General features: G+C 44.3%; 12 protein-coding genes. 7 read left to right on the plus strand and 5 right to left on the minus strand.

The genetic code is table 11. The features are described 5' to 3' along the window. Nucleotides 1-5 precede the first annotated feature (5 nt). A complete protein-coding gene (locus ACPD8L_RS02180) occupies nt 6-554 on the minus strand; it encodes a DUF4347 domain-containing protein (RefSeq protein ID WP_423941639.1) in 549 nt (182 codons plus the stop codon). Between the two features lie 464 nt (nt 555-1018). Then, nucleotides 1019-1615 (minus strand): Crp/Fnr family transcriptional regulator, encoded by a 597-nt coding sequence (locus ACPD8L_RS02185; RefSeq protein WP_116219062.1) that lies wholly within the window; start codon nt 1613-1615, stop codon nt 1019-1021. 335 nt (nt 1616-1950) lie between these two features. Between ACPD8L_RS02185 and ACPD8L_RS02190 the strand changes: the two genes are divergently transcribed. The 7 genes from ACPD8L_RS02190 to agaR all read left to right on the plus strand — a co-directional run bounded on the left by ACPD8L_RS02190 (nt 1951) and on the right by agaR (nt 9091). Continuing rightward, nucleotides 1951-3087: an SIS domain-containing protein gene (locus ACPD8L_RS02190; RefSeq protein ID WP_423941640.1), complete on the plus strand. Its 1137-nt coding sequence runs from the start codon at nt 1951-1953 to the stop codon at nt 3085-3087. A gap of 1 nt (nt 3088) precedes the next feature. Beyond that, entirely contained in the window at nt 3089-4012 is a 924-nt protein-coding gene (locus ACPD8L_RS02195; RefSeq protein ID WP_423941642.1) for a 1-phosphofructokinase family hexose kinase, read from the plus strand. Then, entirely contained in the window at nt 4005-4955 is a 951-nt protein-coding gene (locus ACPD8L_RS02200; RefSeq protein ID WP_421809209.1) for a carbohydrate kinase family protein, read from the plus strand. The genes ACPD8L_RS02195 and ACPD8L_RS02200 overlap by 8 nt, the downstream gene beginning before the upstream one ends. Nucleotide 4956: 1 nt before the next feature. Then, nucleotides 4957-5775, plus strand: coding sequence for a class II fructose-bisphosphate aldolase (locus tag ACPD8L_RS02205; protein ID WP_116219059.1), 819 nt, complete (start codon nt 4957-4959; stop codon nt 5773-5775). Nucleotides 5776-5779: 4 nt separating this feature from the next. Continuing rightward, complete coding sequence (locus tag ACPD8L_RS02210; protein WP_423941644.1) at nt 5780-6775, plus strand: amidohydrolase family protein; 996 nt, start codon at nt 5780-5782, stop codon at nt 6773-6775. A 19-nt stretch (nt 6776-6794) separates the two neighbouring features. Next, a complete protein-coding gene (locus tag ACPD8L_RS02215) occupies nt 6795-8237 on the plus strand; it encodes a Gfo/Idh/MocA family protein (protein ID WP_423941646.1) in 1443 nt (480 codons plus the stop codon). Between the two features lie 95 nt (nt 8238-8332). Then, nucleotides 8333-9091 (plus strand): transcriptional repressor AgaR, encoded by a 759-nt coding sequence (agaR, locus tag ACPD8L_RS02220; RefSeq protein ID WP_116219057.1) that lies wholly within the window; start codon nt 8333-8335, stop codon nt 9089-9091. Nucleotides 9092-9160: 69 nt separating this feature from the next. Here agaR and ACPD8L_RS02225 read toward each other — a convergent pair whose 3' ends face one another. Genes ACPD8L_RS02225 through ACPD8L_RS02235 form a run of 3 tightly spaced genes read right to left on the minus strand, consistent with a single transcriptional unit; the run spans nt 9161 to nt 13184 of the window. Continuing rightward, nucleotides 9161-10240: a serine hydrolase domain-containing protein gene (locus tag ACPD8L_RS02225; RefSeq protein ID WP_423941647.1), complete on the minus strand. Its 1080-nt coding sequence runs from the start codon at nt 10238-10240 to the stop codon at nt 9161-9163. A gap of 6 nt (nt 10241-10246) precedes the next feature. Then, nucleotides 10247-11881 (minus strand): serine hydrolase domain-containing protein, encoded by a 1635-nt coding sequence (locus ACPD8L_RS02230; protein ID WP_423941649.1) that lies wholly within the window; start codon nt 11879-11881, stop codon nt 10247-10249. A gap of 4 nt (nt 11882-11885) precedes the next feature. Further along, nucleotides 11886-13184, minus strand: coding sequence for a M20/M25/M40 family metallo-hydrolase (locus tag ACPD8L_RS02235; protein ID WP_421809215.1), 1299 nt, complete (start codon nt 13182-13184; stop codon nt 11886-11888). Nucleotides 13185-13191 lie beyond the last annotated feature (7 nt).

Below are 13191 nucleotides of genomic sequence, written 5' to 3' on the forward strand. Positions count from 1 at the left end.
TTGATCTATTGAAATATTGAATTTTGGGTTGCTTGGTTCATGGTGGTATGATCAAATGTCAGATTGCCACCAAAAACTGAGTTACAGTTGGTGGGTACGGCAATGTTGAAGTACGATTTGTCACTGATTTTCTTGAGTAGGGACAGACCTTCCGCATTGGACCCCAAGTTGCAGTCATAGACCATAAGTTGAATGTGGTCGCCTTGGTAGAGTCCTTCCAACATGGATAGTTCAAATTCTTGGTCCACACTATCGGAATCGTAGGTGGTGTTTCCCAGTTCAAAAGCATTGTAACTTGCATTGACAAACAGGTGGACTGCCAGAGTGGATCGATGGTTTTCCAGGTACTCCCTAATGGATTTCCACGGATTTCCATTTTCATCGATTTCCAATACCTCTGTCTGGTTTGGCAGATTGTCCAAGACCTGTTGTTTCTGTGAATACTTGGCATCCAGGACTACAACACTGCTGGATTGTGCCATGGTTGCGGTCACTGCAAAAAAGAATAGGCAAAAAAAGGATTGCATAAATTTCATGTAGATTGAATCTTTCATTGATTTTTGGTTTAAGGTTGTGTCAATTGTTTTTTTGTTCTGTATTTCGGTTCAGTTAAGGCATAGGAAGGTCATGCCTGCAAAATCGAGGCAATTCACTTAGTGGCGCCAAGGTTAATGGGACCGCCTTAAAATCAAGAAAATATATTGGGTGGGTTCTAGTAAATATCTTTCATAAGAGGGAGCTTTTTTTAAATGTTTTTTAGGTTGAGGTGACCATTATTTTCCTACAGTCACGGCATTAAGAATTGTACAATTTTTCTTATTCTCACCTAAGAAACGGAGGTGGTATAGTCTTATTTTATGAAATCGTTCGGAGAATTGACAAATATCAATTTAGAGTCATTTTCTTACAGTAAATGAAGCAAAATAGACCTAAACCCCCTATTTAAGGGGCTTGGTTAAAGGGTTATTCTTACAAAATATAGGTTTGGTGTAGGACTTATGGTATTGAGATAAGCCTTCTATAGAATTTCCTTCATGATGCGGGAAAGGGTTTCCGGTCTCATCGCCAAAAAAGATGCCAGATGTTTTCTGGGGATTCTTCCTACAATATCGGGTCTAATGTTTTCCTTAAAATAGAGGACCCGCTTTTTTGCGTTGGGAATCCGGGCCAAATACACCCTATGCTCTGCCAAAATGTAGTATTGCTCGAGCATGATTCTGTTGATCTGGCGTATTTCAGGAAAATGATTGAGGCAATACTTGTAGTCTTCATAATCCAGATAGTCGCAATGGGTTTCTTCAAGACTTTGGATAAACTCCCTACTCTTCTCATTTCTGAAGAAGCCTGTTATAGAGGTGAAGATTTCATTTTCGGTGTCGATCCATGTGGTGATCTCTACGGAATCACTTAAAAAATAGCCCCGGACCATCCCTTTTTTTATAAGGTAAAGTCTATTGCAAACTTCCCCGGCCCTGCTAATGATTTCATTTTTTCTGAAAAAGCAGCTTTTGATCTTATTGGCCAGATAGGACTTAAGTTCTGAACTGAGTGGATAAATGGAATTAAGGTACAGGATAATGAAGAGATTCTTCTCTATATTCTGATTGGAATGCATTTGGAATGCTGGTTTTGGTATAAAGTATTGAACAATGCTTCAAAAACACCAAAATGGGGCAGGACAGGTATTTTTGGACCCGAAAGATACGGCTTGATACGTATATGAAGTAATGTTTTTGTGAAAAATAAACATTTGTTCCTCAGATATTGATATTTATCAAGTATTGTGTGTCGTTTCATATAGGTAAATACAAATAAAAACAATTTGAAAATAAATTTATTTTAAATAAAAAGGAATCGAAAGCTTTTTTTTGTGAAACATTTTAGTTTATTTTGTTGATAGGTCAGCTACTTAAGCTTGGCCATACCTAACCATTAAAGTAGAATATGACCATGGAAATGGTAGAAAAGAATAAAACCTATACGGAAATAGAGATTTTTCAACAACCTGAAGTTTGGAAAAAAGTCTTCGAGGAAATTCAAGGGCAACGGGATGGGATCGGCAAGTTCCTCTCCGCTCATTTGTCAAATCCCAACACAACTATATTGTTGACAGGAGCCGGTTCATCTGCTTTTATTGGAGAATCGGTAGAACTTGTTATTGCAGAGGCTACGGGGCTCAATACCAGGGCCATTGCCACAACGGACTTGGTGACACATCCTGAGGCAGTGGATCCCTTAACCGACACTCCTGTTGTTTTAATATCCTTTGCGCGGTCCGGTAATAGTCCCGAAAGTGTGGAAACCGTAAAATTGTTGGAGTCCAGATTGGGAAAACTAAAACATTTGGTAATTACCTGTAATCCAGACGGAGCTCTCGCCAAAATGGCAGAGCAGGATTCCTCTACACATTATTGTATTGTATTGCCAGAGGAAACCAATGATAAGTCCTTGGCCATGACCAGTAGTTTTTCATCCATGCTGCTTTCCAGTTTATTGGTGTTTAACTTGGACAAGTTGGATAAAGCACAGGCTTGGGTAGAGCATGTGGGAAAGGAAACCGTGAAAATTTTTGATAACGCAGAACTTTTGAAGGGCTTGGCCCGTTTGGATTTTGATCGGGCCATCTTTTTGGGGTCCGGCCCACTTTTGGGAATCGCCAATGAGTGCCATTTAAAGTTACAGGAACTCACGGATGGTCAGGTGATTTGTAAATACGATTCCTGTTTGGGGTTCAGACATGGTCCCAGGGCAGTGGTCAAGGAAAATACCCTGTTGGTCTTCTTCCTGTCCCCGGATGCCCATGTGGCCAAATATGAGAATGATCTGGTTTCCAGCATAGTTCAAGGAGGCGGTTATCTGGATATGGTCTTGGTGGGGCAAGGAAACGAGTCCATGGAATCCAACTATATGTTCCCAATAACCAAACACCCCGATGATGTTGCCGGTGTTTTCATCTTGCCTTATGTGGTCATAGGTCAGCTTTTGGGACTTTATAAATCGCAGGAGTTGGGACTGAATCCGGATAATCCTTCAGTCAACGGCGCCATTAGTAGAGTGGTGCAAGGAGTAACCATATACGAGAAGTGACATGATTCTTTGTATCTGTCCAAATCCATCCATTGACAGTTATGCCTACTTCAAGGAGTTTGAAATAGGGTCGGTCAATCGTATGGAAAAAATAAAACCCTACCCGGGAGGCAAAGCGACCCATGTTGCCTTGGCTTTGGCCGAAATGGGAAAGAAAGTGACCCTCTTTGGATTTTGGGGAGGAACCACGGGCCAATGGATCAAGAAGGAATGTGAAAAAAGAGGGATACAGGTTGAAGGGGTAGAGCTGTCAGAAAACAACAGGCAATGTTATACCTTCCGTTCGGAAGACGCTTCTGTGGCCAATACAGAGATTTTGGAGCCTGGTCCAACGGTAAGCCCCGAAGACTGGGAATCCTTTACCATAAAGTTGCAGGAACTTGTGGAGCAATCCGAAATGGTGAACCTATCGGGCTCTTGGCCCAAAGGTGTCCCAGGGAATGCAAGTCAAATTGTGGCTCAAAGCTGTAAGGGTTTGAACAAGAAATTGATGTTGGACGGAACTGGGATCCAACTAAAGAATGCGCTTCGGTCCGGGTTTTATGGACTGCATATCAATGAGCACGAGGCCAAAGACCTTTTTGGAACCGAGGACGCTGAAAAAGTGCAGAAGGATCTAAAGGATAGTGTGCAGCTTCTGGCGCTGACCAAGGGTAAAAAGGGACTTTACCTTGCGGATGGTACTGAAGTGGTGCATGCCCTAAAACCCTTGGAGAAAGTAATCAGTACCGTGGGTAGTGGGGATTGCCTTACCGCAGGAATATTGTATGCCCTTTCCGAAAATATGTCCTTGGAGCAAGTAGCCCGCTATGGAGCGGCCTTTGGGGCGGCCAATTGTGTCAATGACGATTTGGGCATGCTAAAACATAAAGATGTAATGGACTTTTTACCATCGACCGAAACCAAACTTTTGTGCCATGGCTAAAAACGATCTACTGGTAGTTGGGGAACTTAATGTGGACCTTATCCTTAATGGGATTCAAGGCTTCCCCAAAATAGGAAAAGAAATAGTGGCCAACGATCTAACACTCACTTTGGGAAGCTCCTCGGCCATCATGGCTGCCAATGCAGCCGCACTGGGTCTTTCCACAGGTTTTGCCGGAATGGTGGGCAACGACCAATTTGGGGATTATATCTTGGAAACCTTGGAAGACCGCAACGTAAGTACTGCCTTTGTGAGAAGGTCGGACAGCCATCAGACAGGGGTGACCGTGGTGATGAATTATGATGAGGATAGGGCCAATGTTACCTATTGTGGTGCCATGGAGGCCATGACCTCTTTGGATATCCCTTGGTTTGAAATGTCGGACTACAGGCATTTTCATTTATCCAATTTCTTTTTGCAGAAAGGACTCCATCAAGAGATTACGGCCATATTTAAAAAAGTGAAGAGCTTAGGGTTGACCACATCTCTGGACTTACAATGGGATCCTGCCGATGTATGGAATTTTGACTACAAAGAATGTCTACCCTATGTCGATGTATTTATGCCCAATGAAGCGGAAATTTTACGCCTCACCCAAGAAGATAGCGTAGAAGATGCCTTGAAACAGGTGGAACCCTTTGCCAATACCATAGCCCTTAAAATGGGAAGTAAAGGCAGCTTGGGAATCAAGAATGGGAATCGGATTCAAGTATCGGCCTTCAAGGCAGATGTTTATGTGGACTCCATCGGCGCTGGGGATTCGTTCAATTCCGGATTTATTGCAAAATACCTGCAAGGGGCAGAACTTGCGGATTGTCTCTTGAATGGCAATTTGATGGGGGCCATCAACACTACAATGGCAGGAGGAACAGAGGCTTTCAAGGATAAAAAGGCCTTGCAAACGAAAATAGAACAATTACAACATAGCAAAACAACATCCTAGTATGGAGCTTAAACAAACACTGAAAGAATTCACAAAACAGGGGCGAGGGCTTTTGGCAACCAACTACTACAATGTGGAAACCTTGCATGGCGTGCTTAAGGCGGCATCCGATTTGAATGAACCCATTATTTTGCAACTGACCAAAAGTTCCATTGATTATATGGGACTTGAAACAGCGGTAAATCTAGGTCGTTCTGGACTAAAACAGTTTGGCGTAACGGGTTGGATACACCTTGATCATGGAGGTTCCGTTGAGTTGGCCCATAAATGTCTGGATGCAGGATTCGATTCTGTTATGATCGACGGAAGTGAACTTCCATTCGAGCAAAATGTGGCCATGACACAGGAAGTAGTGGAATTGGCAAAACAATACAAGGCCCATGTAGAGGCCGAGCTGGGTTTTGTGGCCAAATTGGGTCAATCTACGGAAGGAGCAGGTTTCACCCAACCTGATGAAGCCAAGGATTTTGTGGAACAAACCGGGGTTGATGCCTTGGCCATCGCTATTGGAACAGCCCACGGATTTTATAAGAGCGAGCCTAAGTTACAGTTGGAACTTTTAAAGGAAATTGCGGCTATTACCCCTTCAACCTTGGTGCTGCACGGCAGTTCCGGTGTTCCCCATGACCAAGTGCAAAAAGCCATATCCTTGGGCATATGTAAGATAAACCTCGCTACGGAGATCAAGAATATCTTCATGAAAACACTCCAAGAAAGATTACGGAGCAATGAGGAAATAGATCTTAGAAAAGTCTTTCCTGTGGCAACCAATGCTGTCACGGAATTGGTGAAGACCAAACTATTGATGGTAAAGAACTAAAACCATGCTACGACCATTCTTTGATGCCCATGTGCATCTGAATACCGAAAGTGGGGAAAAGATGAAAGCGGCCATAGGCCATGATGTCTATTTCTTGTCCATAAATACCGATATTCCCTTTTTTCCTTCCTTAAAAGAACAGGAAGATATGGTTCATTCCCTGAACGAAACATTCAATGATCGTGCGGTCTATGTCTGCTCTTTTGATATGCGGCAATGGGGAAAGGAAAACTGGTTGACAGATGTGTTGGAGCAGATCAAGAAAGGTATAGCCCGCGGGGCGAAAGGAGTAAAAATGTGGAAGAATATTGGCATGGATGCCGAACTCCGGGATGAAAAAGGAAATTTCCTCATGCTGGACCACCCTGCGTTCGATCCCATTTATGAATACATTCAAGCCAATGATTTGGTACTTATCGGGCATCAAGGGGAGCCCAAAAACTGCTGGCTTCCTTTGGATGAAATGACCGTGGATTCGGACCGTAACTATTTTAGTGCCCATCCGGAGTACCATATGTACCTTAACCCGGAGTATCCCTCTTATGAAGCCCAGATTGAAGCAAGGGACAATATACTTAGACGCCATCCCAAATTAAAATTCGTGGGCTTGCACCTTTTTAGCTTGGAATGGAATCTGGATGAGGTGGCCAAACGATTGGATGATTTCCCAGAGACCATGACCGATTTAGCGGAGCGGATTTGTCACGTACAGTATCAAGCATTACAAGACCATGCAAGGGTGAGGGATTTTTTCATCAAGTACCAAGACAGGATTATTTATGGTACCGATGTGATTGACGATGGCTCTCTATCTGGTCAGGAAGTGGCAGATAGATTGGAATACCTATGGAAATTCCACTGGGATTTCTTTGCAACGGAAAATACAATGGAAGCACCGGAATTCAAGGGGGAATTCAAAGGCTTGGCCTTGCCCGAAACAGTTCTGGAGAAGATATTTTATACAAACGCTGTCAAAACCTATGGGAAGCCAGGAGTTTGATGGACTAAAACTCAATCTTATGAAAAACAACAGGAGAAATTTTATACGATCAGTCTCCATGGCGGGAATTGGTGTGGTCGGGGCCAATGCACTGGTTTCTTGCAAGAATGAATCATCATCAGTTGCCGGGGCAGAACCTGGCACACCTGTCAAGGATGATGGGAAACAGATTTTTAATATGTCCGGATACGCAGCTCCAGCTTTGGAGACTGTTCGGGTTGGGTTTATAGGATTGGGAATGAGGGGCCCCGGTGCGGTTGGACGTATCAGACTTATTGAAGGCGTTGAAATAAAAGGTCTATGCGATTTGGTTCCCGAAAAAGTGGAAAAGGCCAAAAAAATATTGGAAGATACCACGCATACCCCAGATACCTATTCCGGTAGTGAAGAGGTTTGGAAAGAGATGTGCGATCGTGATGATATCGACCTGATTTATATTGCTACCCCTTGGGCACTGCACACCCCAATGGCCGTATATGCCATGGAGGCAGGCAAACACGTTGCCGTTGAGGTTCCAGCAGCCAAGACCATAGACGAATGCTGGCAGTTGGTGGAAACCTCCGAAAAGACCAAGAAACATTGCATGATGCTCGAAAATTGCTGCTATGATTTCTTTGAACTATTGACCTTGAATATGGCTAGACAAGGATTCTTCGGGGACATTATCCATGGTGAAGGTGCCTATATCCATGATTTGGTAGGCCTCAACTTCAACAAGGAAACAGGATATGAGGATATGTGGCGTTTAAAGGAAAATGCTACTCGTAATGGAAGTTTGTACCCTACCCACGGCTTGGGGCCCATCTGCCAGGTCATGGACATCAACCGGGGGGATAATATGGATTACCTTACCTCATTATCCACGAATGATTTCACCATGCAACAAAAAGCGATGGAATTGGCCAAGGAAGATCCTTTCTTCCAAGAATATACCAATGCTGCCTTTAGAGGTAATATGAACACTACCTTGGTCAAGACCAAAAAGGGAAAGAGCATCATGATCCAGCACGATGTAAGCTCACCCAGACCGTATTCCAGGATACATTTGGTGAGCGGTACCAAAGGTATTGCCCGTAAATGGCCTGAACCATCTAGGGTGGCTACTGGGCATTCTTGGTTCACAGAGGAGGAAATGAAGGCTTTGGAAGAACAGTACACCCCCAAGATTGTGAAGAAAGTGGGGGAAATGGCCAAAAAAGTAGGCGGACATGGTGGAATGGACTTTATAATGGATTGGAGACTTATCGATTGTTTGAGAAATGGACTTCCTTTAGATCAAGATGTGTATGATGCTGCACTTTGGAGTGCTGTTGCACCTTTGAGCGAGCAATCCGTTGCCAATAGGTCACAATCCATTGATGTTCCGGACTTTACCCGTGGTAGTTGGGAAAGCAATGCCCCAGTGGATATTTCTTTGGAGAAGGGAGCCACTACAGGGGTCAATATGAGCGTCTTAGGATAGGTTTTCGATCAGGATTAATGCCAATAGGCGATTTTTTGGTTATAAGATTAAAGTTATATTTGCCTTTATAGCTAACCATAGGCAATAGAATTTTGATGAAAAAAACTGCATACCGTAGGGCGAAAATCCTTGAGGAACTCGATAAGGATGGCCAAGTAAATGTCAATATGCTCAGTAAACTATTTGGTGTCAGTGAAGTCACCATTAGAAATGACCTGGACAAGCTGGAAAAAAACAATTTATTGGTCAGGGCCCATGGAGGGGCGTTCAAATCAAACAATCTTATTCTAACCTTTAGTCAGAAGAAAAAGCTGAACATGGAGGTGAAGACCAGGATTGGAAGAAAAGCTGCCTCGCTCATAGAAGAGGGAGATACCATTATCTTGGATTCGGGGACCACCACTTTTGAGATTTCAAGATTTTTGCGCGACTTTCAAAAGCTGACCGTGATCACCAATGCGTTGGACATTGTGAACAACTTGGCCCAGCAAGACAACTTGGAAGTATTTATGCCGGGAGGCTATCTCAAGGAATTTTCAATGTCCTTGGTAGGTCCATTGGCAGAACGCAACCTGAAGCAATTGTCCTGTAACAAACTCTTCTTGGGTGTGGATAGCATTAAACCTGATAAAGGAGTGTTTACCCACCATATTGAAGAGGCCCAGTTAAATCAACTGATGATCAATCTTACCGAGGAGGTGATTTTGGTTTCCGATAGCTCCAAATTTGCCAAATCGGGGATGGCATTTATCTGTGAATGCGACCATATCCATAAATTGATTACGGATGATGGTATTCCGGATGAGCACCTAAAAGCCTTGGAAAAACATAATGTGGAAGTGATAGTGGTATAAGCCCTTCAATCACATAATATGATTAAAAAAGCCCCATTTATGGGGCTTTTTTAGATACTTTTTACAGAATTATTTGATAGTGGAATCAAATATTTCAGCAGCCTTTTGGGCTACTTTTAAACGCACGCTGGAAGAGTTCCTCCGGCCATAAATGGCTTTGGTCTTAAAGGCCAAGACCGTTTCTATGGCAGGGTAAACCGTTATGTTCTGGCCCATGGCTCCTTTGGCGGAATAAGCTCCCTCAAAACGAAGGTCATCCACAGCTTGCCACAGCCACCACATATATCCGTAACCATAATTGATGCCCGTTTCCTGAAAAACGGGAACGTTGCGGTTGAGTTCTTCATGTGAGGTACGGGATTTCAACATTTCATCTACCCAAGATTCACTGATTACTTGGACATCTTTCCATTTTCCCTTGTTGAGCATCAGCAATCCCAAACGTGCCATATCACGGGTGGAAAACCACATCGGATAGGCCAAGTATTTTGAGATGGAGGTATTGCCTTCCTTTTGTTGCATGGAGCGGTCCCAATCCTGCATATGTAATGGGTTGGCCAGTTGGCGTTCCACTTCGTCGTAGATGTTGCGTCCGGTCTCTTTTTCAAAAATGTACCCCGCCACATTAAAGTCCCAATTGCTGTACAGCCAATAGCTCCCGGGGTTTACCGAACCCCGCTTGGGGGCATATTCCTGCATTCCTCCGGGATATCCTTCAGGATGATATACTCCAGATCGTGCAGAGATAATATCTTGGACGGTAGCGGTCTGTTCAATAGGGAGGATGCCTTCCACATCATCTATCCCAAGTTCTTTGATCGTCTTGTTGAGGCGGATGGTACCGTTTTCCACATACTGTCCGTACAGCATGGACAATACACTTTTCCTACAAGAGGCAATATAACTGAGTTCCTCCAAATCCCCATATTCAAAAACCACCTTGCCCTTGTGAACAATCATGAGTCCGGTAATTTTGGTGCTGTCGATAAGGTATTCTTGAAAAGCCTGTGCCTTTGGATTTTGCCAAGCCTTGGCTTCTTCTGGACTGGCCTTGTGCCATACGCGGTCCGGGAACTCTTGTGCCTCAAGATAAAAGCACGTCAGCATTAGAACGGCCGCAAAAGCGCAAATAAATCTACCTGTTTTCATATTGAATTATTCTGTTTTCTTGAACCAAAGGTTACGGGCCCTGCCGTTGGATGCCCGCATCCCTTTTATATTCCCCGTATCGTCTCTGATAAATTTTAGCACACTCAAGGGATACTTGCCCTCAAAGAGGTCTTTTTGCTTTTGGTTGAGCTCCAATTTTCCATGCCTGATATGGTGGGCGTACAGCTTTCCATCTGAAAAATGTAGGGTATAGGCCGTTTGGATTTCAGAGCTATAATACGTACCGACATACTCCACTGCATTTTTCGGGTCCAACGCCGAAGGGGTATATTTTTTAAAGACCAAGGGTGCACCGCTATTGCGTAGTAGAGTCATTGTATTTCCATCAAAGGTGATCACGGTTTTGTTTTCAGGGTCAATTGCCTCGAACCTATCGGTGTCGACCGGAACGAATTTTGGACTTCCTCCAACCAAAATTAGGGTATCGCCACTTACTTCAATTTTTTGCTCTTGAAGGGTAATATCATCCCAATATAAGCCTGTATAAGATTGCATTTTGGCTTTTGAGACTCTTTTTAGAGATTTAGGCGCGGGCGAGTGGGCCGGCTCTAAAAGAACCTCTGCAATTTTGGAAACCTTGGAAGCTGGGGATGCGCTGGAAAAATTAGTGAGTACCACAATGCTGATTTCTTTTTCGGGAAACACGGCAACGTTGGAACGGAATCCACCAATGGCCCCTCCATGGGTTACTCGCTTTTCACCAAAAAGTTCATCCACATTTACCCCAAAGGCATATTGATTGGGACTGCCGTCATTGAGTGGATCCAAAGTTAGCATGAGTTCGAAAGCCTTTTCCCAACCCGGAAGAGGGTCATAGAAGTTTTTCAGGTATCCCAAAAGATCATCGGTGGTAGTATGCATGTTCCCGGAGCCTACATAGCCCCAATATTCCACGGCACGTTCAAAACCATCAACGGTAGGGATGTACGAAGTGGCATTATTGGGCACGACCCGGTTGTATTGGTCTTCCACATAAGTATTTTCCATTCCCAAGTGAACAAATACATCTTCCCGCATATAATCCACAAATGACTTGTCCGTAACCTTTTCAATAATGTTCGCCAAGAACATATAACCGGTATTGCAATAGAGGTATTCCGATCCAGGTTCAAAATTCAATTCTTGCTGATCTACAATGATCCGATCTAGGTCCGCATTGGTCTTGGCATCATCACCCCGCCATCCCGCCAAGGCAAAAAGGGCATGGAGGCTACGTAGTCCACTGGTGTGGTGCAACATATGGCGTATGGTGATCTTTTGTCCAAGGTCCGGCAATCCATCGATATAGCGGTCAATGGTATCGTCCACCGATAGTTTGCCCTGCAGATGTAACTGTACGATCCCCAAAGCACTGAACTGTTTGGAAACCGATGCCACATTGAACTGGGTTCCCGGGGAATTGGGCACCAAATATTCCAAACTGGCCAAACCATACGCTTTGGAAAAAACCGTTTTATTCCCCTGCATGACGGCAATGGCACCTCCGGGGTGGTTGGGACGGTTCCAGTCGAGGAAAAGACTGTCAATTTGAACTGTCTTATCCTCGGATAACTGGGCGGAAGCCATTCCATAAAATAGAAAAGTGACGAGGAACAATGGAGTATAAAATGAACGTTTCATGGTATTATTTTTTGAGTCCTGCTTCGGCCAAAGTGATCAATAGGGCCAGTTTGATGGATTCCGGTCCTGTTTCATCATTCAGGTACCATTCGTGGAGGGAGTGTGCGCCTCCGCCTTTACCACCCCGACCAATGCATACGGAAGGAATTCCTTTGGACACAGGAATGTTGATGTTGGTTGAGCCACGTCCCAATTTAGGTTCCACACCAAAATATTCGGTAGCGGCCATTGCTTTTTGAATCAAGGGTAGGGAAGGGGAAAGCTCCCCGGAAGGACGATCTCCAATTTGGACCAATTCATAGGTGACCTCCCCTTTTATACCGCTGGAATTATATTCGGTAATGGCCTTTTCCACGGCGTTTTTAAACAAATCTTCAATTTCATCCAGATTCTTGGGGTCTATTGCACGCATATCGACTTCCATCCAAGATTCAAAAGGAATGGAGTTGACTGAGGTCCCTCCACCCATTCGGCCCACATTGAAACTGGTTTTTGGGATGCTTCCCGAAGTATAGGCCCATGCATCGGATGAAAAGGTGGAGATGATTTTGCCTAGGGCATGGTGCGGATTGGCGAGGCCAAAATCGCCCCACGAATGACCGCCCTTACCGCGAACGATTACTTTGTAACGTTTGGAGCCTAGACCTGCATTGCTGATTCGGCCTATATCACCACCATCAATGGCAATCCAGGAGTCGATGTCCAACCCAGATTCGTTGAATAGATACTTCATGCCCCGAAGGTCTCCCAAGCCTTCTTCGCCCACGGTTCCAACAATAAGTAGGTCCTTTTGGGTCTGGATTTCGGATTGGTTCATGGCTTTCAATAGACTGATGAGCATGGCAAGGCCACGGGTATCATCCCCCACACCGGGAGCTTTTAGGGTATCGCCCACATGGGTAACCGTTGCGTTGGTACCTTCAGGGAAAACCACATCCAAATGGGCATCTACACCCACAAAACCCGATTCTCCTGAAGTTCCTTTCCGTAAACCGATGACGTTACCTACCTTATCGGTCCACAGACTGTCCACTCCTGCCGCGAGTAACATTTGGCCAAAGGCTTTGCCTCTTTCCTCTTCTTTGAAAGGAGGGGCCAAGATTTCGGTCAAGGTCACCAAATCTTTCATGGTTTGATGTTCTTGTGAATCGATATGTCCAAAAGCGGTTTGTACCTTTTTGGACTTGGCCAACTTGGCTATTTCTTTGGTGTACTTTTTGTCAATTTGTGTGCTCTGTTGGGCCGAAATACAGGCAGATATCAAGGCCAAGGCAATGAAGGGAGCTTTTACAAATGATTTCATAGGTCTA

This window comes from Flagellimonas algicida (assembly GCF_049629585.1).
In the GTDB taxonomy this organism is placed as follows: Bacteria; Bacteroidota; Bacteroidia; order Flavobacteriales; family Flavobacteriaceae; genus Flagellimonas.